This is a genomic window from Rhizobium sp. Rhizsp42 (assembly GCF_047304155.1).
Lineage (GTDB): Bacteria > Pseudomonadota > Alphaproteobacteria > Rhizobiales > Rhizobiaceae > Rhizobium.
The window spans coordinates 76,883-99,743 of record NZ_JBGLYS010000028.1 but is presented as its reverse complement, the minus strand read 5'-3'; the positions used below and the strand labels follow the sequence as shown (position 1 = coordinate 99,743).

Annotated in this window: 32 protein-coding genes; 19 read left to right on the top strand and 13 right to left on the bottom strand. The window is 62.3% G+C overall.

Going from position 1 to position 22,861, the window contains the following annotated elements; genetic code table 11:
• A partial coding sequence (locus ACCD05_RS23340) for a TolC family protein (protein ID WP_413395642.1) occupies positions 1–324 on the top strand: 324 nt, incomplete at its 5' end.
• A 174-nt stretch (positions 325–498) separates the two neighbouring features.
• Complete coding sequence (locus ACCD05_RS23335) at positions 499–756, top strand: hypothetical protein (RefSeq protein ID WP_209191322.1); 258 nt, start codon at positions 499–501, stop codon at positions 754–756.
• A gap of 64 nt (positions 757–820) precedes the next feature.
• On the opposite strand, the gene ACCD05_RS23330 is transcribed toward ACCD05_RS23335, so the two are convergent.
• Entirely contained in the window at positions 821–2,659 is a 1,839-nt protein-coding gene (locus ACCD05_RS23330) for an ABC transporter ATP-binding protein (RefSeq protein ID WP_413395640.1), read from the bottom strand.
• A gap of 56 nt (positions 2,660–2,715) precedes the next feature.
• Between ACCD05_RS23330 and ACCD05_RS23325 the strand changes: the two genes are divergently transcribed.
• Both ACCD05_RS23325 and ACCD05_RS23320 read left to right on the top strand, forming a co-directional pair.
• Positions 2,716–2,970 carry a hypothetical protein gene (locus tag ACCD05_RS23325; protein WP_209234735.1) on the top strand — a complete coding sequence of 85 codons (255 nt, stop codon included), beginning with the start codon at positions 2,716–2,718 and terminating at the stop codon, positions 2,968–2,970.
• Between the two features lie 84 nt (positions 2,971–3,054).
• Positions 3,055–3,279 (top strand): hypothetical protein, encoded by a 225-nt coding sequence (locus ACCD05_RS23320; RefSeq protein ID WP_018897204.1) that lies wholly within the window; start codon positions 3,055–3,057, stop codon positions 3,277–3,279.
• Between the two features lie 205 nt (positions 3,280–3,484).
• Here the strand turns inward: ACCD05_RS23320 and ACCD05_RS23315 are convergent, their stop codons facing one another.
• The 3 genes from ACCD05_RS23315 to ACCD05_RS23305 all read right to left on the bottom strand — a co-directional run bounded on the left by ACCD05_RS23315 (position 3,485) and on the right by ACCD05_RS23305 (position 5,431).
• A complete protein-coding gene (locus tag ACCD05_RS23315; RefSeq protein WP_112980372.1) occupies positions 3,485–4,330 on the bottom strand; it encodes an aspartyl/asparaginyl beta-hydroxylase domain-containing protein in 846 nt (281 codons plus the stop codon).
• A 171-nt stretch (positions 4,331–4,501) separates the two neighbouring features.
• Entirely contained in the window at positions 4,502–4,843 is a 342-nt protein-coding gene (locus ACCD05_RS23310) for an SMR family transporter (RefSeq protein ID WP_047514405.1), read from the bottom strand.
• Positions 4,844–4,870: 27 nt separating this feature from the next.
• Positions 4,871–5,431 (bottom strand): TetR/AcrR family transcriptional regulator, encoded by a 561-nt coding sequence (locus ACCD05_RS23305; protein ID WP_209234845.1) that lies wholly within the window; start codon positions 5,429–5,431, stop codon positions 4,871–4,873.
• 153 nt (positions 5,432–5,584) lie between these two features.
• On the opposite strand from ACCD05_RS23305, the gene ACCD05_RS23300 reads away from it, so the two are divergent.
• Positions 5,585–5,974 (top strand): group II truncated hemoglobin, encoded by a 390-nt coding sequence (locus tag ACCD05_RS23300; protein ID WP_047514411.1) that lies wholly within the window; start codon positions 5,585–5,587, stop codon positions 5,972–5,974.
• A gap of 10 nt (positions 5,975–5,984) precedes the next feature.
• Complete coding sequence (locus ACCD05_RS23295; RefSeq protein ID WP_413395636.1) at positions 5,985–6,359, top strand: DUF423 domain-containing protein; 375 nt, start codon at positions 5,985–5,987, stop codon at positions 6,357–6,359.
• A gap of 20 nt (positions 6,360–6,379) precedes the next feature.
• On the opposite strand, the gene ACCD05_RS23290 is transcribed toward ACCD05_RS23295, so the two are convergent.
• The 6 genes from ACCD05_RS23290 to ACCD05_RS23265 all read right to left on the bottom strand — a co-directional run bounded on the left by ACCD05_RS23290 (position 6,380) and on the right by ACCD05_RS23265 (position 9,718).
• A complete protein-coding gene (locus ACCD05_RS23290) occupies positions 6,380–6,751 on the bottom strand; it encodes a bleomycin resistance protein (RefSeq protein WP_018897198.1) in 372 nt (123 codons plus the stop codon).
• 3 nt (positions 6,752–6,754) lie between these two features.
• Complete coding sequence (locus ACCD05_RS23285) at positions 6,755–7,069, bottom strand: antibiotic biosynthesis monooxygenase family protein (RefSeq protein ID WP_413395660.1); 315 nt, start codon at positions 7,067–7,069, stop codon at positions 6,755–6,757.
• Between the two features lie 8 nt (positions 7,070–7,077).
• Entirely contained in the window at positions 7,078–7,347 is a 270-nt protein-coding gene (locus ACCD05_RS23280; protein WP_026282764.1) for a hypothetical protein, read from the bottom strand.
• Positions 7,344–7,751, bottom strand: coding sequence for a DUF2325 domain-containing protein (locus tag ACCD05_RS23275; protein WP_413395634.1), 408 nt, complete (start codon positions 7,749–7,751; stop codon positions 7,344–7,346). Before ACCD05_RS23275 ends, ACCD05_RS23280 begins: the two co-directional genes overlap by 4 nt.
• Positions 7,752–7,898: 147 nt before the next feature.
• Complete coding sequence (locus ACCD05_RS23270; RefSeq protein WP_413395632.1) at positions 7,899–9,203, bottom strand: TonB family protein; 1,305 nt, start codon at positions 9,201–9,203, stop codon at positions 7,899–7,901.
• Between the two features lie 56 nt (positions 9,204–9,259).
• The gene (locus ACCD05_RS23265) at positions 9,260–9,718 is read right to left on the bottom strand and encodes a hypothetical protein (RefSeq protein WP_413395630.1); all 459 of its coding nucleotides are present in this window, start codon (positions 9,716–9,718) and stop codon (positions 9,260–9,262) included.
• 141 nt (positions 9,719–9,859) lie between these two features.
• Here ACCD05_RS23265 and hemP point away from each other — a divergent pair, with 141 nt between their 5' ends.
• The 7 genes from hemP (at position 9,860) to ACCD05_RS23230 (ending at position 14,839) form a co-directional block, all read left to right on the top strand.
• Positions 9,860–10,042 carry a hemin uptake protein HemP gene (gene hemP, locus ACCD05_RS23260; RefSeq protein WP_047514434.1) on the top strand — a complete coding sequence of 61 codons (183 nt, stop codon included), beginning with the start codon at positions 9,860–9,862 and terminating at the stop codon, positions 10,040–10,042.
• 10 nt (positions 10,043–10,052) lie between these two features.
• Positions 10,053–11,102 carry a hemin-degrading factor gene (locus tag ACCD05_RS23255; RefSeq protein ID WP_413395628.1) on the top strand — a complete coding sequence of 350 codons (1,050 nt, stop codon included), beginning with the start codon at positions 10,053–10,055 and terminating at the stop codon, positions 11,100–11,102.
• A 10-nt stretch (positions 11,103–11,112) separates the two neighbouring features.
• Positions 11,113–12,021, top strand: coding sequence for a heme/hemin ABC transporter substrate-binding protein (locus tag ACCD05_RS23250; RefSeq protein ID WP_413395658.1), 909 nt, complete (start codon positions 11,113–11,115; stop codon positions 12,019–12,021).
• Positions 12,022–12,041: 20 nt separating this feature from the next.
• Complete coding sequence (locus tag ACCD05_RS23245; RefSeq protein ID WP_413395656.1) at positions 12,042–13,136, top strand: FecCD family ABC transporter permease; 1,095 nt, start codon at positions 12,042–12,044, stop codon at positions 13,134–13,136.
• Between the two features lie 9 nt (positions 13,137–13,145).
• Positions 13,146–13,937 carry a heme ABC transporter ATP-binding protein gene (locus ACCD05_RS23240; RefSeq protein WP_413395626.1) on the top strand — a complete coding sequence of 264 codons (792 nt, stop codon included), beginning with the start codon at positions 13,146–13,148 and terminating at the stop codon, positions 13,935–13,937.
• A gap of 143 nt (positions 13,938–14,080) precedes the next feature.
• Positions 14,081–14,428 (top strand): DUF883 family protein, encoded by a 348-nt coding sequence (locus tag ACCD05_RS23235; protein WP_018897187.1) that lies wholly within the window; start codon positions 14,081–14,083, stop codon positions 14,426–14,428.
• Positions 14,429–14,437: 9 nt separating this feature from the next.
• Complete coding sequence (locus ACCD05_RS23230) at positions 14,438–14,839, top strand: hypothetical protein (protein WP_413395624.1); 402 nt, start codon at positions 14,438–14,440, stop codon at positions 14,837–14,839.
• An 84-nt stretch (positions 14,840–14,923) separates the two neighbouring features.
• Here the strand turns inward: ACCD05_RS23230 and ACCD05_RS23225 are convergent, their stop codons facing one another.
• Positions 14,924–15,478 (bottom strand): RNA polymerase sigma factor, encoded by a 555-nt coding sequence (locus ACCD05_RS23225; RefSeq protein ID WP_018897185.1) that lies wholly within the window; start codon positions 15,476–15,478, stop codon positions 14,924–14,926.
• A gap of 10 nt (positions 15,479–15,488) precedes the next feature.
• Complete coding sequence (locus ACCD05_RS23220; RefSeq protein ID WP_018897184.1) at positions 15,489–15,692, bottom strand: NepR family anti-sigma factor; 204 nt, start codon at positions 15,690–15,692, stop codon at positions 15,489–15,491.
• Positions 15,693–15,965: 273 nt separating this feature from the next.
• Between ACCD05_RS23220 and ACCD05_RS23215 the strand changes: the two genes are divergently transcribed.
• The 6 genes from ACCD05_RS23215 (at position 15,966) to ACCD05_RS23190 (ending at position 21,803) form a co-directional block, all read left to right on the top strand.
• The gene (locus tag ACCD05_RS23215; protein ID WP_413395622.1) at positions 15,966–16,760 is read left to right on the top strand and encodes a response regulator; all 795 of its coding nucleotides are present in this window, start codon (positions 15,966–15,968) and stop codon (positions 16,758–16,760) included.
• Positions 16,761–16,958: 198 nt separating this feature from the next.
• Positions 16,959–17,972 (top strand): HWE histidine kinase domain-containing protein, encoded by a 1,014-nt coding sequence (locus ACCD05_RS23210; RefSeq protein ID WP_413395654.1) that lies wholly within the window; start codon positions 16,959–16,961, stop codon positions 17,970–17,972.
• 444 nt (positions 17,973–18,416) lie between these two features.
• Entirely contained in the window at positions 18,417–19,778 is a 1,362-nt protein-coding gene (locus tag ACCD05_RS23205) for an NAD(P)-dependent oxidoreductase (RefSeq protein ID WP_413395620.1), read from the top strand.
• A gap of 15 nt (positions 19,779–19,793) precedes the next feature.
• Positions 19,794–21,107: an NAD-dependent dihydropyrimidine dehydrogenase subunit PreA gene (gene preA, locus ACCD05_RS23200; RefSeq protein WP_113197450.1), complete on the top strand. Its 1,314-nt coding sequence runs from the start codon at positions 19,794–19,796 to the stop codon at positions 21,105–21,107.
• 80 nt (positions 21,108–21,187) lie between these two features.
• On the top strand, positions 21,188–21,478 hold the full coding sequence (locus ACCD05_RS23195) for a type II toxin-antitoxin system RelE/ParE family toxin (RefSeq protein WP_413395618.1): 291 nt from the start codon (positions 21,188–21,190) through the stop codon (positions 21,476–21,478).
• Between the two features lie 10 nt (positions 21,479–21,488).
• Positions 21,489–21,803 (top strand): HigA family addiction module antitoxin, encoded by a 315-nt coding sequence (locus tag ACCD05_RS23190; protein WP_413395616.1) that lies wholly within the window; start codon positions 21,489–21,491, stop codon positions 21,801–21,803.
• Here the strand turns inward: ACCD05_RS23190 and ftrA are convergent.
• A complete protein-coding gene (gene ftrA, locus ACCD05_RS23185; protein WP_413395614.1) occupies positions 21,772–22,800 on the bottom strand; it encodes a transcriptional regulator FtrA in 1,029 nt (342 codons plus the stop codon). The genes ACCD05_RS23190 and ftrA overlap by 32 nt on opposite strands.
• Positions 22,801–22,861: the final 61 nt, after the last annotated feature.

Below are 22,861 nucleotides of genomic sequence, written 5' to 3'. Positions count from 1 at the left end.
GCGGTTCTGCAGGCGGTCGAGGAAGTGGAAAACGCGCTGTCGGCGGTTCGCCGCGATGCGCAGACGGTGGCCGCGCTGCGTGCCCAGGTCAAGACGACCCAGGAAACGCTGGATCTGTCGACCGCCAGCTACAAGGACGGCGCCTCCTCGCTGCTCGACGTTCTCGACGCCCAGCGTCAGGTCTCGCTCGCCCAGGCAAGCCTGGCCGCGGCCGTCCAGCAGATGGCCAGCGACTACGTCGCGCTCAACGTCGCCATCGGCGGCGGCTACAACCCGGGCGGCAACACCGCCCCGGCCAAGCCGGTCGCCGCAAAGGCAAACTGAGACGACGACAGAAATTGAGAAAAAGCCCCGGTTCGCCGGGGCTTTCTTGAGCGCTCGTCGTGTACGATACCGTAAGATACGCCCCTTGCTCATCCGCATCCTGTAAAATCGCTCCCGGTTTCGACTGATCGTCGCAACCGCTCCAGCACCAGTACGGAAACGGGGAGTGAGACAATGGGCAACTTGAAACCGCTAGGCACGGCGCTATTGGCCGGACTGTTCCTGGCGACCCTAGCCGATGTATCGTGGAGCACAGAGCAGGCGCAGCAGCGCCAGGCGGGGCGTGACATCAAGCAGACCACGCGGCAAAGCGCCCGCGATACCAAGCAGGATTGCCGCGCCGCCAATCAACAAAGCAACGCGGCATGCCGGCAGGACAAGCGGCAGACCAAGCAGAGCGGTCGGCAAACCGCGCGCGACCTGAAATACTGAAACGCCACGGAGACTCGCAACGCTCCGCTTCGACGAAGCGCTGCGTATCTCCCTAATGTTGCGATCACATGCTGGCCTGCACGCTGTGCAAGCCGGCATAGATCCCGTCGCGCGCCATCAGATCCTCGTGCCTGCCCTCCTCGACGATCCCGTCGGCAGTGAGCACGAGGATGCGGTCGGCGTGGCGGACCGTCGACAGGCGATGCGCGATGACGACGGTAGTGCGCCCCTTGGCGAGCCCAAGCAGCGCCTGCTGCACCGCCCGTTCGCTCTCATTGTCGAGCGCGCTGGTGGCCTCGTCGAAGATCAGGATCGCCGGGTTCTTCAAGAACGCCCGCGCGATCGTCAACCGCTGCCTCTGCCCGCCGGAGAGCCGCACCCCGCGCTGGCCGATGTCGGTATCGTATCCATCGGCAAGCGCCGTGATGAACTCATGCGCATTGGCCGCCCGCGCCGCAGCCTCCACCTCCGCATCGGTGGCATCCGGCCGCCCATAACGGAGATTGTCGGCAACCGAGCCGGCGAAGAGATACACGTCCTGCTGCACCACGCCCACATGTCCGCGCAGCGACGACAGCGTGACATCGCGGATATCGGTGCCATCGATCAGGATCGACCCGGCCTGCACGTCGTAGAAACGGGGAATGAGCGAGCATAAGGTGCTCTTTCCCACCCCTGACGGACCGACCAGCGCCACGAACTCGCCGGGGGCGATGGTGAAGGACAGGTTCTCGAACACGCCACTCGTGTCGGCATCATAACCGAAGCTGACATCCTCGAACCTGATTTCACCCTTCGGCGTCGACAGCGTATGGGCGCCCGGGCGATCGACGATATCGGGCTCGACATCGAGGATCTCCATCGCCCTCACGAAGCCCGTATAGCCCTCCTGCCAGAGCCGCACGAAATTGGCGAGCCGCTGCACGGGATCGACGAGCACCGCGACGCAGAGCAGGAAGGTCAGGAGATCGGCCACCGTCATCGCCGACGACACGATCCTGATGCCGCCGATGACGATGACCAGGATGGTGATGAACTGCGCGAAGCTCTCCGTTCCCACGGAAAACCACGCCTCGCTGCGATAGCCATCGGCGCGGCTCACGAGAAAGCGCTCGTTCTGATCGGCGAAACGATCCCTCTCAAGTTTCTCGTTGGCGAAGGACTGCACGACGCGGATACCCGCAAGGCTGTCTTCCAGCCGCTCGTTGACGCCGGCGATCTGCTGCTTGCTGCGTTCAAGCGCGCGGTTCATGCGGCGATTGAAATGCAGCGCGTAGGCGATTGCGAGCGGTGTCAGCAACAGGATCAACCCTGCCAGGAGAGGATCGATATAGAAGAGCACCAGCATGGCGCCGCCATATTTGAGGATGGCGATCGAGACATCCTCGGGACCATGGTGGAACAGCTCGCCGAGCCAGAGGGAATCGCTGGTGATACGGCTCATCAGCTGTCCGGTGCGCTGTCGATCGTAGAAGCTGAAGGAGAGCTTCTGGCAATGATCGAACAGCTCTTGGCGGACGGCGGCCTCGATGCGCGCGCCCATCACATGGCCGCGATAATCGACGAAGAACACCGCGATCATCTGCACCGCGAGCAGCGCCAGCATGACGGCGCCGACCTTGAGGATCAGCACGGTGGCCTCCCCCGCATCCGCGATCACGAGAAGGCGGTTGGTGACGATATTGGCGCAGATAGGCAACGCCACGGCGGTCGCCGCGACGAGAATGGCGCAGACGACATCGGCGCAGAGCAACGGCAGATGCGGACGGTAGTAGCTGAGAAACTTGGCGACCCGAGATCGGCGCCGCGCATGTTGATCGGCGGTGGTATCAGGCTCGGACGTGGTCGGGAGTGGTTTACGACGCGGCGCGTCTTTTCGCGCGCGGGCGAATTGAATAGACATGAAGCGGAGTGTCCTTGTGAGTGATCGTTCCTTTCGTTCTGGACAGGATCGCTTTCATGACAGTCTCCCTGGACGAGTTTGCGTTCAGCTTCGCGCCATCCTTAACAGATCAATGGTCCGCCCGCAAAGGCTGCTCCGGGCAGAAATTCAGGAAAACACGCTTAACGTGCGTTAACGGCGCGAGCAGCGCATCGGCCGCCCGTTGGCAGCGCATTCAAGATTCCGATCCGGATCGAGACATTACGGCCTCTGGTGCCAGCCGTTTTCGACCCGTCGTTTCGTTCCGCGACAACGCGTCTGTCGCAGCCTGAAACACCCGCAAGCCTTAACCTTACTGGGTAACCAATCCATTAGCATCCTGTTGAAAACGAAGGCGGTTATGGCAATCTTCAGCCATGACAAACATCCGCTCTCCAAGATTCAACGCCGATGATATGGGACGGTCGCGGGAATGCGAAAGCGTCTGCAAAGGGGCGATAACCGAAGTTGTCCGTCGCGCAATCGCGGCGGGATGGCGTGAAGCAGAAATCGCGCTTCACCTGGCAGATGCAGCAGAAGATTATGTCATCTACCTGGCAACCAAGCCGGACCGTCGCCTGAAGGCGGCAAACAACAACTAGTTGCGAATGGGGGCGACTGACGTCGCCGGAGCAAGGCCTGCTTACGAGGGGAAGCGACCTGCCTGCTCCGAAACATACGCATCGAGACTGCCTGCGGCGCGATCGCCGCACGATGATTTGAGAGCGGCGTCCCACCCGCCGAACAACAGCATGGCCTCTGAAACGAGGCCATGCTGTTTGATTTTCCAGGCTCAGGCTTGCTGGCTCAGCCCTGCGGCCGGTTTCTGAAAGCCTCGGCTTCCGCGTAGAACTTCTTTTCCCACTCCTTGTGGTTATCCAATCCTTCGCGGATGAACGGCGTGAAGACGGCGAGGTTCATCAGCGCCCAGTTGACGAAGCGGGCCGGAAACTTCAGCGGCTTGTCGAAGTCGACGAACAGCACCACGCGGGTCTTGTCGGTGTGGTTCCAGGCTTCGTGCTCATAGGCATCGTCGAAGATCAGCGCCTTGCCTTCCTGCCAGTGGCAGATCTGGTCCTTGACGCGGATGGCGAGCTTGTCGGCCGGCTCCGGCACGATCATGCCGACATGCAGGCGCAATACGCCGTTATAGGGGCCACGATGCGCCGGCAGATGTTTGCCGGGCTCGAAGATCGAAAACATCGCCGTCTTGAGGCCAGGGATCTTCTGCACCGCGCGCCACGTTTCCGGGCATTGCGCGATGTTCTGTTCCGACTTCACACCGAAGCCGAGAAGGAAGAAGGTCTTCCAGCCGGAATCGGTCGAGATTGTCTTCACGTCGGTGGAAATGTCCTGGAAGGTCGGCAGCTCGCTCTGGCGCACCAGCACGCGCTCCAGCTCGGCGCGGATCTGCGGGTAAGCCGCCTCGACCTCCTTCGCCCAGGGGAAGGTGGCATTGTCGTAGACCGGCGGATTGCCGAGCTTGGCGTATTTGAAGTTCAGCTTCTCCGCCCAGGCGACGATGCCCATGAAGAACCGTGTCACGGGGCTCGGGCGCCCCATCGGGGCGATACCCGAGGTGCCGAAGGTCTGTCCCTCGGGCTTGGAATCGGCGGATTTGGGGGAAGAAAGGTCAGCAGTGCTGTCAGTCATGGGTGTTCCAATGCGCGATGCGTAAACTGTCATCTGTCACTCAGGATATGGACATCGCAGCCGATTGCGCAAGTCAGGCCTCCGTGAGGTGAGGTCAAATGTCGCGACCCCGGGGGCCATCTCCCCTGGTGACTGGGGGCTTTCCTCGCATACGACCGGTTTCCACTAAAATCAATGGGAGACGGATTTGGAGAACAGGTTGACCACCAGCACGCCCGCGATGATCAACCCCAGGCCGATGACAGCGGGCGTATCCAGCCGCTGCTTGAAATAGATGAGACCGACGCTGGAAATCAACACGATGCCGAGCCCGCTCCAGATCGCATAGGCGATGCCCACAGGGATGACCTTCAGCGTCTGCGACAGGCAGTAGAAGGAGGCCGCATAGCACGCGACCATCAGCGCGGTCGGCCAGAACCGGCTGAACTGCTGCGAGAGCTGCAGCGCCGTCGTGCCGATGACTTCGAGCGCGATCGCCGTAAACAGGAGCGCATAGACCGCAACCGGTGCCATGATGGTTTATCCTCTATTCCAGGGACGTTAGCGGGCGGTCAGCTCGACGAGGCGCGCCAGAAGCGCCTGGCGCTGCGCGTCGTCGGAGGCGCCGCCGATCATGTCGGCGAGCCAGAGGCCATCGGCGGCGAAACGCACGATCTGCGCATCGATAGACGAGTCCGTACCGACATATTCCTCGATCCGCCCGTCGATCCACTCCCCCCAGCGCTGCCGCAGCCGCGGCTCGGCCAGAAGCGCGATCGTCACCTGCGCCCAGTGGCCGGCGTCGTCAGGACTGTCGCGCAGGCCGGCAACGGCATTGAGATAGGCGCGCGTGAAGCGGCCGTGCGGCACCGGATCCTCGCGCATGCGCTCGTCGAGATCGGCGTCGAAGCGCGCCAGAAGATCCTCGAACAGCGCATTGAGCAACGCATTCTTGGTCGGAAAATGGTGGAGAAGGCCACCCTTGCTGACGCCTGAGGCGCCGGACACGGCATCGAGCGTCACGGCACTCATCCCCTGCTCGTTCGTCAGGCGCGCGGCGACATCCAGCAGCTGCTGGCGGACGACGGCGGGTTGCTTGCGGCGGTGATGAGCGTTTGACATCATGCATAAAGATACCGTCTGGACGGTTTTGTCAAGATATCGTGAAATTCGACCACCGAGGTTGGCGCGAAATGTCGCGCTTGGTGGTGCGGGTTCCGGTTGCGATCGAGGCTGCGGCGGTGCATGAAGGGACAAGCTGTGAGGAGCCGCGCCGTGAGCGAGAACACCATTACACTTTACGAGGCCGTCGGCGGCGACGCCACGATCCGGGCGCTGTCGCACCGCTTTTACGAGCTGATGGACACGCTGCCGGAGGCGAGCCACGTTCGCGCGGTCCATCCGCCGACGCTCGAGGGCAGCGAAGCGAAATTCTACGAATACCTCACCGGCTATCTCGGCGGCCCGCCTGTTTATGTCGAGAAATACGGCCATCCGCGCCTCAGAAGCCGCCATTTCATTGCCGAGATCGGCCCCGTCGAGCGCGACGAGTGGCTGTTATGCTTCCGCCAGGCGCTGGAAGAAACCGTTCCGAACCCGAAGCTGCGCGAGATCATCCTGCCGCCGATCGAGCGGCTGGCCGATCACATGCAGAACAAGCAATAGGCTTGCTATAATGACGCTCAATCAGCGCTTGTCGCCGCTCTTCCTGGTGCTCTCAGGCCTCTTCGGCTTTGCCGGCGTGGCGCTGGCCGCGGCCGCCGCCCATCTCGATGGCGACGGACACTTCCTGGCATCCGCATCCGCCATGTGCCTCGCCCACGCCCCTGCCCTCTTGGCACTGACATTGGCGGGCGAGAAGCTGAAGACCGCATGGCTCGCCGGGCTCCTTATGGGCGTCGGCACGCTGCTGTTTTCAGGGGATCTGGTGACGCTTCGCTTTGCAGGCTCAAGCCTGTTTCCGATGGCGGCGCCCACGGGCGGCTTCGCCATGATGTTCGGTTGGCTGGCAATCGCCGCCGGCGCCGTCTTCCGCAACCGCGCCGTATAATCTGGCTGAAAATAACCGGTCTATGCCTGCTGCGGGATCCGTCCGAAGCGCAGCAGATTGCCGTGCGGATCGTGAATGTAGAACTCTTCCATGTTCCACGGCCGCACCGTCATGTCACTGAGCTTCTCGACCCCGCGCGCCTTGTATTCCGCGTGAAGCGCGCCGATGCCGCCGCCGCGCAGATAGACGGATGTGCGCTCGCAAAGCGACCGATCGTCCGTCAGCCAGAAATGCAGCTCCATCTCGTCGCGACGCAGGATGAGATAGTCCTTGTCCTGATAGACGATCGTCTCGAAGCCGAGCCCGCCGCGATAAAAGGACAGCGTCTCGCCGATATCGAGCGACGGCAAAACCGGCAGAACCTCGATACGATCTGGATTGTCAGCCACCATCGCTCAAATCCCGTCCACGACCTGAAAGCCCTCGAACAAGGGCGGGCCCTTGTACATCGCCTTGCGGTCACCGGCATTGCGATGGGCGGCGCGGAACTGCTCCGACTTCGTCCAGTTGAGGAAATCCTCTTCGCTGCGCCAGATCGTGTGCGAGGAAAACAGCGTATAGCCCTCCTCCGCATTCTCCCGACCGCGCAGCAGACGGAATTCCACGAAGCCGGGCACGTCCGAAAGGCTGGAATCGCGGTTGCGCCAGACATCTTCGAATTCCGCCTCCGACCCGATCGATACCTTGAAGCGGTTCATCGCGATAAACATGGGAGCACTCACGCCTTGCGTTTCCTCTCGGCTTCGGGAGCCTCGAAGGCTATCACATTGCGGCCCTCAAGGGCATCGCGCCCGAGCGGCTTTTCCGGCAATTCGCCCGGCATGCGCGCTTCCCAGATCGGAAACTGCTCGACATTGGGATAGTACCTGCGCCGCTCTTCGCGTTCCATCATCAGCTCATAGAGTTCGGGCACCATGCCATCGCCATTGTGTGCGGCCAGCTTGTGCAGGCCGATCAACGTATACCCTTCCGGGTGTCTATCGCTCATCGGGTGGCGTTTCGCTCGTTCATGGTCGTCAGCGCCCGCTCGAGGCTCGACTTGCTGCCGTTGCGAAGCGGAATGAAGGTCTTGCCGAACTTCTTGCAGCCGGTCTTTACCCTGAGGCACGCATCATGGCTGATACAGTCGATCGGGCAGAAGACGCAATCGACGGAGGGAAGCACCGTATCGATGCGCGACACCGCCTCGCGCAGGCCGCCATCGTGGTGGATCAGCTCAGCGCCGAAGTTGCTGGCGATCTGGCGCAGATGCGCCACCTGGCAGTCGCGCCCGCCGACATAAAGGAAGCTGCGGCCATCGAGTTTGGAACGTCCGGAGGTCTCCTCAACCGTGCCTGTATCCGCACTCACGCGGATTTCCCGGTTAGAACCCTTCTTCGCCTTACGCGCCATTGACCACCCGTTCGTTCATTGATCGGCACACGATTGCTGCGTGTGTGGGTGGACCTTAGTAAACTTGATTTTTAGAGTAAAGTATAAAGTTGATTGTTTTGATCATATTTTCTCAAGGGCCCGATTTTATCAGCGGGCCGCTTGCTGTCAGCGACCCGTCGTGACCTGCACTTCCTGGGTGAAGGTCCAGATCGGCTTGCCCCATTCGGCCGGCAGCGGCGGGAATGGTGCTGCGCGGCGAACGCCATCAACCACGGCGGCGTCGAGTTCGGGAATGCCCGAGCTGCGCGCAACAGACAGGCTGCTCACGCCGCCAGAGCCGTTGATGCTCAACCGGATGCGAACGCTCATCGCGGCATTCATCCGCCGATATTCGGAAGGCACGCGGACGGACCGCCTGATTTTCGATTGCACCTTGCCCGGATAGTTGGCGACAGCGGCACTGCCGGAGCCGCCGCGATTTCCGGCGCTACGCGAATCCTGGTCGGAGGCCTGGTCGACGCCATCGGAAGCGCCGCGTCGGCTATCCTGCTTGTTCTCGCCCTGAGAGCCCGAGCGCGTGACAACCTTCTTCGGCGGCTGCTTCTTCTCGACAGGCTTCGGCTTTTCCACCGGCTTCTGCGCAACCGGCTTCGGGTCCGGCGTCGGCACGGTCTCCGGCTCAGGCGGAATTTCCGCCGTCTCGGTCGGCTGAACCGGCGTCACATCCTCAGGCGTCGCAGGCGGCGTCTCGGTAACCTCCGGCTGAACCTCCGTCGGCACCTCGGTTGCCATCGGCTGAACGACCGAGGTCTCGGCCGGCACCTGCGATGTCAGCACCTCAGGCTCGACCGCCGTCATGTTCTCAGGCGAGACGCGCGTCACTTCCTGCGTTGGCGCGACAGGCTGCGGATCAACCGGCTGCGCGTCTGGCTGAACCTCTGTCGGCTGCTGCGCGACTTCAGGCTGCACCTGTTCCGCCACGATCTCTTCCGGCTGCGGCTCGGCCGTCTCCTCACCCGACGATGCCTGGTCGAGATCCGAATCGCCGAGCATGATCACACTCACCGTCTCGCCCGCCTCTTCCTCCGGCTGCTCCGGAGTGACGACGACGCCGACGATCAGGGCGATGGCGAGCGCGCTGTGGAAAATGAAGGAACCGATGCAGGCAGCCGTCACGCCGAGCTTGCCGCGATGCGGCCGGGTGGCCGCCGGCATCTCGACGCTCGCATCCATCAGCGGCGCCGCCGCATGGCCGTTGCTTGCGCTGCGCGGATCCTGCGGGAAGGACGAAATCTGCGCCTGGCGCGTGTAGTGCAGAACAGCCTCGGCGGCCGGCTGGCGTGCCACGTTGCGAAGATCCGACAGCTCGTGGCCGGGATGCATGCCCGGATTGTTGTCGTTCACACCGCCATCGGCGACCGCCTCGTCGAAGAGAACCTGTCTCGCCTTTGATCTCGCTGAAACCACCATTTTGGACGCCTTGTACCGCTGCAACGGAAGAGGCCGGGGCTACCCCCGGCCGTCACTCAACCTTCGAAAGGAATGGAAACCTGGGAGCGGGTCACAAGACCCTTCATGCACTCGCCCTTGTCAGGCCCTTCGCACGCCGGCGTGTCATTGATCAGCAGCCGCGTCACCGCCTCGCATTTCACGTTCGGCATATCGAACTGCCGCACCCGCTTCTTGCCCTGCGGCAGATCGCGAAAATCGAGAACGGTGATCTTGTCGACGGCGTTCTTGTCGTTGAAGAAGGCAAGCTCGAAGGACACTTTGGTGATCGCTTGCGGCAGCGTGTTCAGCGCCACGAAGGTCATCATGCAGCCCTTCTGCGAAGGCGCCAGCGCGTTGAGCTCGACATCGAGCGCTGCCTTCGGCGCGGCGGCCGTGGCGGGCTCCTGCGCATAGGCCTGGATCGCGCCCGAAAGGACCAGGGAGCCGGCTGCCAAAAGCGTTGCAAATCGGGTGACCGGCCTCGTGACTACCATTGCGTCTCTCCACTGAAATTCTGAAACTTGACTACAAAGTCCGCTATTGCGTCTTTAAAAAATGATGACTATGAAAGTCAAGATAATTGTAGGTCGTAAGGGCATTTTTGGCCCACCTAAAGAAGCAAAAAAGCCAACGAAATGATGGTCGATAAGCCGGACACACTGAAGCAAACGCTGTTGGCGCGCGACGCCATGGCCGAGGTCCGAATCCTGGAGAGCAGCGAGATTTTTCGCGGCGCCAACGAGATCGTCATTCGCCACGACGGCGCCTTGTACCGGATGAAAATCACCCGCCAGGGCAAGCTAATTCTGAATAAGTAGGGGTAGACATATGACTGAGAACACCAAGCCGTCGCCGGCCGAGATCCGCGCCTTCCGCGCCGAAAACCCGAAGATGCGCGAGCGCGATATCGCCGCCCAGCTCAAGGTTTCCGAAGCAGCGCTCGTGGCCGCGGAAGTCGGCATTTCCGCCACCCGCATCGACGGAAGCGCGATCAAGCTCCTGGAGCGCGTCGCCGAACTCGGCGAAGTCATGGCGCTCTCGCGCAACGAAAGCGCCGTTCACGAAAAGATCGGCGTCTACGAGAATATCAAGACCGGCGGCCAGGGCGCCATCGTGCTCGGCGAAAACATCGACCTGCGCATCTTCCCGAGCCGCTGGGTCCACGCCTTCGCGGTGACCAAGAAGGATGGCGACCAGGAGCGCCTGAGCCTCCAGTATTTCGACAAGGCCGGTACCGCTGTGCACAAGGTGCATCTCCGCCCGACCTCCAACGTCGAGGCCTATCACTCTATCGTGAACGACCTCAAGCTTGAAGACCAGTCGCAGGACTTCGTTGCCGACGACAGCAAGACGGTGGCCGACGAGAGCGGCAGCGTCACCAAGGACGAGCTGCGCGACCACTGGAGCAAGATGACCGACACGCACGAGTTCTTCGGCATGCTGCGCAAGCTGAAGATCGGCCGCCAGGCCGCCGTGCGCACCGTTGGCGACGACTTCGCCTGGCAACTCGACAACACCGCGACCGCAGAGATGATGCACGCCTCGGTGAAGTCCGGCCTGCCGATCATGTGCTTCGTCGGCAATGACGGTATCGTCCAGATCCACTCCGGCCCGATCTTCAACATCCAGCCGATGGGTCCGTGGATCAACATCCTCGACGAAACCTTCCACCTGCACCTGCGTCAGGACCACATCGCCGAGACCTGGGCCGTGCGCAAGCCGACCAAGGATGGCCACGTCACCTCCGTCGAAGTCTACGGCGCCAATGGCGAAATGATCATCCAGTTCTTCGGCAAGCGCCACGAAGGCTCCGCGGAGCGCGCCGACTGGCGCGACATCGTCGAAAGCCTGCCCAAGGCGACCAGCGTTGCGGCGTAAGCCGAAGGAGATGACGATGCCGAACCATAATAGCGGTTCATTCAAGAAGACATCCATGCTGCGGGGCCTCATGGCCCTGCCGCTGGCAGCCTCGCTCCTCGCCTTCTCGCCGGCTGCCCATGCCGAAGACAAGATCGACAGCACCCGCCTGATCTCGATCGGCGGCGACCTCACCGAGATCATCTATGCGCTCGGCGAAGAAAAGCACCTGATCGCCCGCGACACGACGAGCCTGTTTCCCGAACAGGCCCTGAAGCTGCCCGACGTCGGCTACATGCGCGCGCTGTCGCCCGAAAACATCCTCGCCATGAACCCGACGGCGATCGTCGCCGTCGAAGGTTCCGGCCCGCCGGAAGCGCTGACGGTGCTGCGCAGCGCCAGCGTCCCCTTCGAGACGGTGCCGAACGCCTATACGCGCGACGGCATCCTCGCCAAGATCGACAAGGTCGGCGCGCTCCTTGGCGTCGAGCCAAAGGCAGCCGAACTGCACAAGCAGGTCGCGACCGATCTCGACGCGGCAATCGCCGACGCTGCCAAGCACCCGGAAAGCGAACGCAAGCGCGTTCTCTTCATCCTCAGCATGCAGGGCGGCAAGATCATGGCTTCGGGCACCGGAACGGCGGCCGATGGCATCATCAAGCTCGCCGGCCTGGTCAACGCCGTCGGTACCTTCCCGGGCTACAAGCCGCTGACGGATGAGGCGATCATCGAAGCCAAGCCCGACGTCATCCTGATGATGAACCGTGGCGATGGCGCAGGCACCAAGAACGAAGACCTGATGAGCCAGCCGGCGCTGGCACTGACCCCTGCCGTACAGAACAAGGCGATCATCCGCATGGACGGCCTGCACCTGCTCGGCTTCGGACCGCGCACCGCAAGCGCCGTGCGCGAACTCACCAAGGCGATCTACGGGGGCTGACCATGGCGGTACTGAACGACATGGACGGACGTCGCATCGTGTTTTCGGCCTCGGGGATGCGTGAGCGTCACCGGGCCGGCGATCGCTCGCTGCTGGCACTGGCGGTCATCGCGCTGCTGGTGGTCGGCTCCGTCCTGTCGTTGCTGTTTTCGGTCACAACGGGCGCCTCGGATGCGTCCTTCCTCGACGTGATCGCCAATGTCACCGGATCGGATGATGCGCTCAGCATGCGCGACCGCATCATCATCTTCGACATCCGCATGCCGCGCGCCATCCTCGGCTTCCTCGTCGGCGGTTCGCTGGCGGTGTCGGGCGCCGTCATGCAGGGCCTGTTTCGCAACCCGCTGGCCGATCCCGGCCTCGTGGGCGTCTCCTCCGGCGCCGGCCTCGGCGCGGTCGTCATGATCGTGCTCGGCGGCGGCTTTGTCGCGCCGCTTTACGTTTTGCTCGGCATCTACGCGCTGCCGCTCGCAGCCTTTGCCGGCGGCCTCGCCACGACGCTGCTGCTCTACCGCATCGCCACCAGCAACGGCCAGACCTCCGTCGCGACCATGCTGTTGGCCGGCATCGCGCTCGGCTCGCTTGCCGGCGCCATGACCGGCCTGCTCGTCTACATGGCCAACGACCAGCAGCTGCGCGACCTCACCTTCTGGGGCATGGGCTCGCTCGCCGGCTCGACATGGACCAAGATCGCGGCCGCCGGCCCGATCATCCTCCTGTCCTTCGTCGTCGTCCCCTTCCTCGCCAAGGGCCTGAACGCCATCACGCTCGGCGAAGCCGCAGCCTTCCACATGGGCGTTCCCGTCCAGCGGCTGAAGAACATCGCCATCGTCACCGTCGCGGCCGCCACGGGCGCATCGGTCGCCGTCAGCGGCGGCATCGGCTTTGTCGGCATCGTCGTGCCGCATGTACTGAGAATGGCGATCGGCCCCGATCACCGCTATCTCCTGCCGGCCTCGGCACTGCTCGGCGGTTCGCTGTTGATCTTCGCCGACGTGATCGCCCGCACCATCGTTGCGCCCGCCGAACTGCCGATCGGCATCATCACCGCAGCCGTCGGCGGCCCGTTCTTTCTCTGGATCCTGCTGCGCCAGCGTTCCCGCCTTGCCCTTTGAGTATCTGCCATGATCGAAGTCTCCGGCGTCTCCGTCCGCCTGTCGGGCAAAACCATCGTTGAAGACGTCGGCTTCACCGCCGCCTCGGGCAAGCTGACGGCAATCGCCGGGCCGAACGGCTCCGGCAAGACGACGACGATGAAGGCGGTATCCGGCGAACTCCCCTATAACGGCTCGATCCGCATCAACGGCGAGGACGTGCGCGGGCTGCAACCATACCAGCTGGCGGCCGTGCGCGGCGTGCTGCCCCAGGCAAGCAACATCTCCTTCCCCTTCACAGTGCGCGAAATCGTCCGCATGGGTCTGACCTCGGGGCTGAACCGCAATCCCGAACGCGCCGAGCAGACGGCAGCCAGGGCGCTGGCTTCCGTCGATCTCGACGGCTACGAAGGACGCTTCTATCAGCACCTCTCCGGCGGCGAACAGCAGCGCGTGCAGCTTGCCCGCGTGCTTTGCCAGATCTCCGAACCCGTCGTCGACGGCAAGCCGCGCTGGCTGCTTCTCGACGAGCCGGTCTCCAGCCTCGACATCAGCCACCAGCTGACGATCATGCGCCTCGCACGCGCCTTCTGCGATGCCGGCGGCGGCGTCATCGCCGTGATGCACGACCTTAACCTGACGGCGCTCTTCGCCGACCAGATCATTCTCATGCAGCAGGGTGGCCTCGCGGCCCGCGGCACGGTGCACGAGGTGCTGACCGACGAGACCATGCACTCGGTCTTCGGCTGCCCGCTGCGCATCAACAAGGTGCCCGACGACGGCACCCCTTTCGTGCTCGCCCACAGCGCTGTCGGCGGCTGATCACGCACGGAACCTTTTGCCCACAGCCGGCGTTAAGCCATTGATTTGGGTCATTGCCGGGCATCTGTGTTCATGCAAGCTTGCGTTCTGATCCTGTGTTTAACCAGGCGGTGCGAAACCGCGCCGTAACAATGGAGAAAACCATGGCATCTTTCCTTCAGTCCGGCCGTCACCGTCGCAATGGCAGCGCCGCTCTTCACAACATCGAGGCAACGGTCGAGGACCAGATCGCGTCCCTTCAGGATGAGATCGCGTCGCTGACGAAGCTGATCAGCAAGAACTCGCGCAAGCAGAGCGAAAAACTCAGCGCCCAGGCGGCATCCGGCTACGAAGATCTCGTCGCCCGCAGCGAGGACTTGCTGCGCGACCTGCAGGATGGTTATCTGCGCGGCGCTTCCGAAGTGCGCGACACCGTTCGCAGGCACCCGGTCGCCACCATCGGCGCTGCTGCCGCATTCGGACTGGTCGTTGCCCTCCTGGCACGACGCTAAGGAGGCTAGATGCTGTTCCCGATCCTCAGCCTCCTGGTAGGCACGAGTGTTCACCGCACCGTTGCGCGCACCAAGCGCAACGGTATTTTCATTGCCATCGCCGCGATTTTCGTGCTGACCGCCTATGCGCTGGCCGTCACAGCCGGCGCGATCTGGCTTGCCGGCATTTACGGCGCTGTCGGAGCAGCACTCTTTCTGGCGGCCTGCGCGCTTCTGATCGCCATCATCGTGATGATCATCATGATGGTGATGAATGCGCAGGAAGCGCGACGCGCTAAGGAACGCAAGCAGGCATTTGAAACTGCTGCTGCGGCCAGCCTCGGGATCATTCGCTCGCAGCCGCTTCTGACCGCCGGCGTCATTGCCGCCATGGTCGCCGCCAATCTCTTCACCTCGAAGGATCGCGACTGACGGCGCTTGCGCTTGCGCTGAACGCATAAAAAAACCGGCGCCTGCAAGGGTCAGCCGGTTTTTCATTGTCTGATCAATGCGCTCTCAGAAGGCGAAGGCCTTCGAGGTCAGCGGCGACGAGGTCGCATCCGGTCCGAAATCGGCCTCACCGGTGATCTGCAGCATTTCCTGCAGCCGCTGGCGGGCGCGATTGACGCGGCTCTTGATCGTTCCGACCGCGCAGCCGCAGATTTCGGCAGCTTCCTCGTAGGAGAAGCCGGAGGCGCCGACCAGAATGATCGCTTCACGCTGGTCGCTTGGCAGTTGCTCGAGCGCCTTCTTGAAGTCCTGCAGGTCGAGCGCGCCATATTGCGACGGGTGCGTCGCCATTGATTCCGTGAACAGGCCGTCGCTGTCCTGAATCTCGCGTCCCGCCTTGCGCATCTGGCTGTAGAGCTCGTTGCGCAGGATGGTGAAGAGCCAGGCCTTCATGTTGGTGCCCATCTCGAAGTGGTCCTGCTTGGCCCACGCCTTCATGATGGTGTCCTGCACGAGGTCATCGGCGCGGTCATGGCGACCAATCAGCGAGATGGCGAATGCGCGCAGGCTTGGGAGAGCCGAAAGGAGCTCGCGTTTGAAGCTTGGTTGCTGCTTGTCCATAGATCAACCTTCACTTCGCTGCTTTGGCCGAGGCCATTTCGGCCTGGTCGAGCTTTTCGAGGAGATCGAGGAAACGATCGGGAATCGCTTCTTCCTGAACGGCAGCGTAAAGCGACCTCAAACGCACCCCGATCTGGCTGTTGGGATCCATGATGTCGCTTGCACGTAACTCAGCGCGTTGGCCGTCTATGTCTTCGTTGTTCCGGCTTGTCATTAACTTTTCACTTCTTGTCCGTTGTCTCTAAGCCTCGCGTACCGCTGCGGGAAAACCTTCATTCCGGTCCCCCGCCGCCTCGGTCGAATTCTCGCCGGACAACCCTCTCGGAATGCATGTCATGTCGCAGGTCAGTTTACGATGAGCCCCTTCTCGTGGGCAGTAGAATGCGCGGTGGTAAAAAAAGTTCCTGATCATCTGGAACTTTTTTCAGGTAGTGTGCGTTCTCGATGCACTGGAGCTGTTTTTCGGCCCTGCTTATGGGAGCTTTCTATGACACTTTCTACTCGAATTGCGCCGCACCTTCCTTATCTGCGCCGCTATTCACGGGCGTTGACCGGCACACAGACATCAGGCGACGCGTATGTTGCCGCAGTGCTTGAGGCAATCATTGCCGACATATCCATTTTCCCTGACACATCGAACGACCGCGTTGCACTCTACAAACTGTTCACGACGCTGTTTGGTTCCTCGACAGTGCAGGTTCCAGAGCCCTCCTCCCCTTACGCCTGGGAGCAGCGCGCCACCATCAACCTCGGCAAGGTCTCGCCGCGCGCGCGCCAGGCCTTCATCCTGGCCTCGGTCGAAAACTTCCGCGTCGGCGAAATCGCCGAAATCCTCGACAGCGAGGAGAGCGAAGTGGCGACCCTGCTCGACAGCGCATCGCGCGAGATTTCCCGCCAGGTCGCGACCGATATCATGATCATCGAGGACGAACCGCTGATCGCCATGGATATCGAGCAGATGGTCGAAAGCCTCGGCCACCGCGTCACCGGCATCGCCCGCACCCACACGGAAGCCGTGGCGCTCTATAACAAGACCAAGCCGAGCATGGTTCTCGCCGACATCCAGCTTGCCGACGGCAGCTCGGGTATCGACGCGGTCAACGACATCCTGAAGACCTCAAGCGTGCCGGTGATCTTCATCACCGCCTTCCCCGAGCGCCTTCTGACCGGTGAGCGTCCCGAGCCGACCTTCCTCGTCACCAAGCCATTCAATCCTGACATGGTCAAAGCTCTGATCAGCCAGGCGCTTTTCTTCAACGAAAGCACGAAGGCAGCCGCCTGACGCTATATTTCAGCCATTGCGGAACAATGCGAAAGGGGGAGCGTTCCAGTCCAGCTGCAGCGCTCCCCGGATATTAAGATTTTATCTAGCGCTTGCCTCTAAAAAGAAGCGGTGGGCAGACGTGACCGAGAATGCTCGGGTCTGCTGGCGGCATAAACGGATTGAAGGAAAGGCGGCTGGGTGAAGAGGACTGGACCATTGGCCGGCACGCCCTTCGCATTGGAAGGCAAGGAGCTCTTGATGGAGCGGGCGCTCGCGAGCGCCGGCATCGCCGTTGTCTATCAGGATCCCGACCTCGGCATCGTCTACGCCGAGAACCTCCCTTCGCATCTTGAACACGCCGTTCTCCCCGGCGGCAGCGACGCCGACATGTTCGGCGAGGTCCACGCACGCAATCTCGAAACACTGAAGCGCAAGGTGCTGGAAACCGGCACGCCCGCCAGTACCGAGGCCGACATCGCCATCGACGGCGAGATGCGCACCTACGAAATCAAGGTGCAGCGCGTCACGCTCGGCCATGAGATCGGCCTGCTGTCTATTATCACCGAGATAACCGAGACCAGACACCGCGAGAAGGTGCTGAAGTCGCTTCTGCGCGAACTCTCGCACCGCTCGAAGAACCTGCTCGCCATCATCCAGGGCATCGCCACGCAGACCGCCCGCAACACGCTGTCTCTCGACAGCTTCCTCGTGAAGTTCCGCGGCCGGCTTCAGTCGCTGTCGAACTCGCAGGACCTCATCACCGACAGCAGCTGGCGCGGCGCCTTCCTCTTCGAACTCACCCGCAAGCAGTTCGCCCCCTATTGGCCTGAGAGTGCCGGCCCCCTGCCCGTCACCGGGCTCAATGTTCACCTGACGCCGAACGCCGCGGTGCATGTCGGTCTTGCGCTCCACGAGTTGATCGTCAATTCGGCGACCTTCGGCGCCATTGCCGGCGGTGCGCCCGCGATCGCGCTTGACTGTCAGGAAACCACCCACGGCGACCGCAAGGCGATCAGCTTCACCTGGACCGAAACGCTGCCCAACGACGAAGTCCACGAGTTCAGCGACAACAGTTTCGGCCGCATCGTGCTCGAGCGCGTCGTGCCCTCGTCGGTCAACGGCAAGGCCGATCTGCGCCTGACGCCAGGCCGCATCGAGTATCACCTGCTGATCCCCGATACCGAATTCGAGATCCTCAAGCGCGCGCCGCAGCAGGTCGGCGGCGTCTGACCGTCACTATCTTGCATTCCATCAATTTTTATTGAATCCCGCGCACAAGAAAACAGCCAGTGCGAGGGCGGCGCACCGGCTGTTTTCACTCACCGGGAGGGGACCGTGAGTGTGATCCGAAGGTGGTTTGGGGGCGCGCATTTTTGGGTCGATGCGATCACCATTCGGATATCGCCATAACGGGCTGTGCGAGGAATGGTTCCCGCTCTTCACGAAAAATCTCTGATTTTTTCAATTATTCTTCCGCTGTGAAGATCGGCGCGGCCGCAGGCGCTCATCGAGCAACTTGACAGCAATCAACTCAAAATCGAAAAGCCGTTCTAAAACAAAAGGATAAATTGACCCTCAAGCCCGCCTCATGCTAAAATTTTACCGTTTGATAAATTTTTTATCCTGAGTTACGCTTCGTCCCACTGGCCGTTTACCTATAATGAGGGAACTTCAATGGAACGTCTGGACACTGGGATTCATGCTGGCCGGCTTTCGCCCGCCGAGTATGACAAGAATTTCTCCGATCTTCACCCCCGCCTCGACAAGCACGAGGCCCTGGTCGCCTCCGACCGCTGTTATTTCTGTTATGACGCGCCCTGTATGACGGCCTGTCCCACCGCCATCGATATCCCGCTCTTCATCAGGCAGATATCGACTGGCAATCCCCTCGGCTCCGCCAAGACCATCTTCGATCAGAACATCCTGGGCGGCATGTGCGCCCGCGTCTGTCCCACCGAAGAGCTCTGCGAGCAGGCCTGTGTGCGCAACACGGCCGAGGAACGCCCCGTCGAGATCGGCCGCCTGCAGCGCTACGCCACCGATGCGGCCATGCAGGCTGGCAAGCAGTATTACACCCGCGCTGCTTCGTCAGGTAAGAAGATCGCCGTCGTCGGCGCCGGCCCGGCCGGGCTTGCTGCCGCGCACCGCCTCGCGGTCAAGGGCCATGAGGTCGTGATCTACGACGCCAAGCCGAAATCCGGCGGCCTCAACGAATACGGCATCGCCACCTATAAATCCGTCGATGGCTTCGCACAGAAGGAAGTCGACTATGTGCTCTCGATCGGCGGTATAGAAGTCCAGCACGGGCAGTTGCTCGGCCGCGACTTCCAGCTCGCCGACCTGCAGTCGCAATATGACGCCGTCTTCCTCGGCATCGGCCTCTCGGGCGTCAACGCACTGCGCGTCGAGGGCGAAAACCTTGCAGGCGTTGATGACGCGGTCGATTTCATCGCCGCGCTGCGCCAGACTGACAACAAGGCCGACATCGCCATCGGCCGCCGTGTCATCGTGCTCGGCGGCGGGATGACCGCCATCGACGCGGCCGTGCAAGCAAAGCTACTCGGCGCCGAGGAAGTGACCATCTGCTACCGCCGCGGCAAGGAGCATATGAACGCCTCGGAATTCGAGCAGGATCTCGCGACCTCAAAGGGCGTCATCATCCGCCACTGGCTGGCGCCGAAGGCGATCCTTGCGCAGGACGGCAAGGTCGCGGCCCTTGAGGTCGAATACACCACGCTGTCGGAAGGACGCCTGGCGACCACCGGCGAAACCGGCGTCATTGCCGCCGACCAGATCTTCAAGGCGATCGGCCAGGCCCTCGTCTCGTCGAGCCTTGGAAGCCTGCGCCTGGAATCCGGACGCATCGTCGTCGACGCCGAAGGCCGCACCTCGCTTGACGGCGTCTGGGCCGGAGGCGACTGCGTCTTCGGGGGCAACGACCTCACCGTCTCGGCCGTCGCCAATGGCCGCGACGCCGCCGAATCCATTCACCGCATGCTGGCCGCCGATGCGCAGCCGGCCGTTGCCGTCGCCTGAAGGGGAGAGTGAACCATGGCTGATCTCCGCAACAATTTCGTCGGCATCAAATCGCCGAATCCCTTCTGGCTCGCCTCGGCGCCGCCAACAGACAAGGCCTACAACGTCGAGCGCGCCTTCAAGGCGGGCTGGGGCGGCGTTGTCTGGAAGACGCTCGGCGAGGAAGGCCCCCCGGTCGTCAACGTCAACGGCCCGCGCTACGGCGCGATCTGGGGCGCCGACCGCCGGCTACTCGGGTTGAACAACATCGAGCTCATCACCGATCGCGACCTCTACACCAACCTGCGCGAGATGAAGCAGGTGAAGATGAACTGGCCGGACCGCGCGCTGATCGCCTCGATCATGGTCCCCTGCGAGGAGGAGAGCTGGAAGGCGATCCTGCCGCTGGTGGAAGAGACCGGCGCCGACGGCATCGAGCTCAACTTCGGCTGTCCGCACGGCATGTCCGAGCGCGGGATGGGTGCCGCCGTCGGCCAGGTGCCTGAATATATCGAGATGGTGGTGCGCTGGTGCAAGCAGTACACCCGCATGCCCGTCATCACCAAGCTGACGCCCAATATCACCGACATCAGGAAGCCTGCCCGCGCAGCAAAAGCCGGTGGCACGGACGCGGTGTCGCTGATCAACACGATCAACTCGATCACCTCGGTCAATCTCGACACCTTCTCGCCGGAGCCCTCGATCGACGGACGCGGCAGCCATGGCGGCTATTGCGGCCCGGCGGTCAAGCCGATCGCGCTCAACATGGTGGCCGAGATCGCCCGTGATCCGGAAACCCAGGGCCTGCCGATATCAGGCATCGGCGGCGTCACCACCTGGCGCGACGCGGCCGAATTCCTGGCGCTCGGCGCCGGCAATGTGCAGGTCTGCACGGCGGCGATGACCTACGGCTTCAAGATCGTCCAGGAGATGATCTCGGGCCTCTCCGACTGGATGGACGCCAAGGGCCACCGCAACCTCGACGACATTACCGGCCGTGCCGTGCCCAATGTCTCCGACTGGCAGTATCTGAACCTCAACTACATCGCCAAGGCCAAGATCGACCAGGACGCCTGCATCAAGTGCGGCCGCTGCCACATCGCCTGCGAGGACACCTCACACCAGGCGATCACGCAGTTCGTCAACGGCGTCAGGCACTTCGAGGTGATGGAAGACGAGTGCGTCGGCTGCAACCTCTGCGTCAACGTCTGTCCCGTCGAGAACTGCATCACCATGGAGCAGCTTCCATCCGGCAGTCTCGACGAACGCACCGGCAAGACCGTCGACCCCAACTACGCCAACTGGACGACGCACCCGAACAACCCGATGGCCAGGCAGGCCGCGGAGTAAAAAGTCCAGTCATCAGAATACAAAGCAGCAAACTGTAAGGTGACACTTTACAGTTTGCTGCTTTGTGATTATATGTCTTCATGAGGATACGGAATATTCTCCATAAAGGCCTTCGACGGTTCGTCATCGATGACGACGCGTCCGGCCTCCAGCCGGCTGTCGTGGCCAAGCTGCGCCGTATGATTTCCTATCTGCAGGATATGCAGACGGAAGACGAGCTAAGGGCTATTCCAAGCTGGAAAGCGCACCAACTCACAGGCGACCGGAAAGGCACTTGGAGCCTGTTTGTCACCAAGAACTGGCGGCTTACATTTCGTATCGACAACGCGGAGATCGAGGTTATCGATCTGAACTACGAAGACTATCACTAGGAATAACCCCATGACGGACGCAATTGGTATTCGCGTAAAAAGCCCCGCACATCCCGGCGACTTTCTGAAGCACGAGGTCTTGGAAGAGCTTGAGCTTTCGGTCACCGATGCCGCGCGCGTCCTCGGCGTGACCCGCCCTGCCCTTTCCGCCCTGCTCAACGAGCGCGCATCGCTCTCGCCGGAAATGGCGCTGCGGTTCGAGAAGGCTTTCGGGCTTTCCATGGATACGCTGATGCGCATGCAAAACAGCTTCGACATCGCTCAGGCCCGCAAGCGTGAGAACGACATCAACGTCAAGCCCTATCGCCCCGGCTCGCATCCGTAACCCGACCCGAAAACACCTTCCGATAAGCCCCCGGGCTGGTCCCCAGTCGCTTGCGAAAGTGATGCCGCATCGTTGCCGGCGTGCCGAAGCCGCAGGCGATGGCGATGTCGTCGAGCGATGCCTCGCCCTTGCGCTCCAAGAGTTCGCGCGCATGCCGCAGCCGCTCGGTAAGCAACCATTCGCCGACGCTCGATCCCGTCGTCGCTTCGAAGCGGCGCTGAAATGTGCGCTGGCTCATCCCCGCCTTTACCGCAAGCAGGCTGATCGGCTGCTCCTCGTTAAGTCGCGCCCGCATCCATTCGATGAGTGGCCCGAGCCGCACGCCTTCGCGCGGCTGCGGCACGGGAGCGCGGATGAACTGCGCCTGCCCGCCCTCGCGATGCGGCGGCACGACGAGGCGCCGGGCGACCGAATTGGCCGCCTCCGCGCCGAAATCGCCGCGCACCACATGAAGGCAGAGATCGATGCCGGCCGCACTGCCCGCCGCCGTCAGCATCCGCCCCTCGTCCATGTAGAGAACGTCGGCATCAAGCCCGATCTCGGGATAGCGCTCGGCGACGGAGGCGACATAGCGCCAATGCGTCGTCGCCCGCTTGCCCGAAAGCAATCCCGAGGCGGCCAGAACCGCAACACCTGAGCATAGCGACATGATCCGCGCCCCTCGCCCATGCGCCGCTTGCAACGCCCTTATCAGGCCATCCGGCACAGGCGCATCGATCGCCCGCCAACCGGGGACGACGATCAGATCGGCATCCTCGAGATCTTCGAGACCACCATCGACGGTCACGCTCAGCCCACCGGCCGCGCGAAGCGGGCCGGGTTCGACGCCGCAGGCGCGAAAGCGATACCAGTTCGACCCCATCTCCGGCCTCGGCAGGCCGAAGACTTCGTAGGCGATGCCGAATTCGAACGTGCACAGGCCGTCATAGACGAGCACGGCGACTTTGGGTCCTGATAGTGCGGCAATATTTGGCATGATCTTTACGCCAGTCGTCATTATGGCCAGTTTCGCCAACACCTATCATCGCGCATCTTCTGCGGCAACAGCAACGACAGGA

What these genes read in the sequence shown, in the direction of transcription:
- ACCD05_RS23290 (WP_018897198.1), bottom strand. Translation starts at nt 6,751, where the DNA reads ATGGTGGCTGACAATCCAGATCGTATCGAGGTTCTGCCGGTTTTGCCG.
- ACCD05_RS23250 (WP_413395658.1), top strand. Translation starts at nt 11,113, where the DNA reads ATGACGATGCCGAACCATAATAGCGGTTCATTCAAGAAGACATCCATG.
- ACCD05_RS23335 (WP_209191322.1), top strand. Translation starts at nt 499, where the DNA reads ATGGGCAACTTGAAACCGCTAGGCACGGCGCTATTGGCCGGACTGTTC.
- ACCD05_RS23205 (WP_413395620.1), top strand. Translation starts at nt 18,417, where the DNA reads ATGGAACGTCTGGACACTGGGATTCATGCTGGCCGGCTTTCGCCCGCC.
- ACCD05_RS23270 (WP_413395632.1), bottom strand. Translation starts at nt 9,203, where the DNA reads ATGGTGGTTTCAGCGAGATCAAAGGCGAGACAGGTTCTCTTCGACGAG.
- ACCD05_RS23215 (WP_413395622.1), top strand. Translation starts at nt 15,966, where the DNA reads ATGACACTTTCTACTCGAATTGCGCCGCACCTTCCTTATCTGCGCCGC.
- ACCD05_RS23330 (WP_413395640.1), bottom strand. Translation starts at nt 2,659, where the DNA reads ATGTCTATTCAATTCGCCCGCGCGCGAAAAGACGCGCCGCGTCGTAAA.
- ACCD05_RS23265 (WP_413395630.1), bottom strand. Translation starts at nt 9,718, where the DNA reads ATGGTAGTCACGAGGCCGGTCACCCGATTTGCAACGCTTTTGGCAGCC.
- ACCD05_RS23235 (WP_018897187.1), top strand. Translation starts at nt 14,081, where the DNA reads ATGGCATCTTTCCTTCAGTCCGGCCGTCACCGTCGCAATGGCAGCGCC.
- ACCD05_RS23220 (WP_018897184.1), bottom strand. Translation starts at nt 15,692, where the DNA reads ATGACAAGCCGGAACAACGAAGACATAGACGGCCAACGCGCTGAGTTA.
- ACCD05_RS23315 (WP_112980372.1), bottom strand. Translation starts at nt 4,330, where the DNA reads ATGACTGACAGCACTGCTGACCTTTCTTCCCCCAAATCCGCCGATTCC.
- ACCD05_RS23295 (WP_413395636.1), top strand. Translation starts at nt 5,985, where the DNA reads ATGACGCTCAATCAGCGCTTGTCGCCGCTCTTCCTGGTGCTCTCAGGC.
- ACCD05_RS23320 (WP_018897204.1), top strand. Translation starts at nt 3,055, where the DNA reads ATGACAAACATCCGCTCTCCAAGATTCAACGCCGATGATATGGGACGG.
- ACCD05_RS23275 (WP_413395634.1), bottom strand. Translation starts at nt 7,751, where the DNA reads ATGGCGCGTAAGGCGAAGAAGGGTTCTAACCGGGAAATCCGCGTGAGT.
- ACCD05_RS23280 (WP_026282764.1), bottom strand. Translation starts at nt 7,347, where the DNA reads ATGAGCGATAGACACCCGGAAGGGTATACGTTGATCGGCCTGCACAAG.
- preA (WP_113197450.1), top strand. Translation starts at nt 19,794, where the DNA reads ATGGCTGATCTCCGCAACAATTTCGTCGGCATCAAATCGCCGAATCCC.
- ACCD05_RS23245 (WP_413395656.1), top strand. Translation starts at nt 12,042, where the DNA reads ATGGACGGACGTCGCATCGTGTTTTCGGCCTCGGGGATGCGTGAGCGT.
- ACCD05_RS23240 (WP_413395626.1), top strand. Translation starts at nt 13,146, where the DNA reads ATGATCGAAGTCTCCGGCGTCTCCGTCCGCCTGTCGGGCAAAACCATC.
- ftrA (WP_413395614.1), bottom strand. Translation starts at nt 22,800, where the DNA reads ATGACGACTGGCGTAAAGATCATGCCAAATATTGCCGCACTATCAGGA.
- ACCD05_RS23305 (WP_209234845.1), bottom strand. Translation starts at nt 5,431, where the DNA reads ATGTCAAACGCTCATCACCGCCGCAAGCAACCCGCCGTCGTCCGCCAG.
- ACCD05_RS23310 (WP_047514405.1), bottom strand. Translation starts at nt 4,843, where the DNA reads ATGGCACCGGTTGCGGTCTATGCGCTCCTGTTTACGGCGATCGCGCTC.
- ACCD05_RS23195 (WP_413395618.1), top strand. Translation starts at nt 21,188, where the DNA reads ATGAGGATACGGAATATTCTCCATAAAGGCCTTCGACGGTTCGTCATC.
- ACCD05_RS23255 (WP_413395628.1), top strand. Translation starts at nt 10,053, where the DNA reads ATGACTGAGAACACCAAGCCGTCGCCGGCCGAGATCCGCGCCTTCCGC.
- ACCD05_RS23325 (WP_209234735.1), top strand. Translation starts at nt 2,716, where the DNA reads ATGACAGTCTCCCTGGACGAGTTTGCGTTCAGCTTCGCGCCATCCTTA.
- hemP (WP_047514434.1), top strand. Translation starts at nt 9,860, where the DNA reads ATGATGGTCGATAAGCCGGACACACTGAAGCAAACGCTGTTGGCGCGC.
- ACCD05_RS23230 (WP_413395624.1), top strand. Translation starts at nt 14,438, where the DNA reads ATGCTGTTCCCGATCCTCAGCCTCCTGGTAGGCACGAGTGTTCACCGC.
- ACCD05_RS23285 (WP_413395660.1), bottom strand. Translation starts at nt 7,069, where the DNA reads ATGTTTATCGCGATGAACCGCTTCAAGGTATCGATCGGGTCGGAGGCG.
- ACCD05_RS23190 (WP_413395616.1), top strand. Translation starts at nt 21,489, where the DNA reads ATGACGGACGCAATTGGTATTCGCGTAAAAAGCCCCGCACATCCCGGC.
- ACCD05_RS23225 (WP_018897185.1), bottom strand. Translation starts at nt 15,478, where the DNA reads ATGGACAAGCAGCAACCAAGCTTCAAACGCGAGCTCCTTTCGGCTCTC.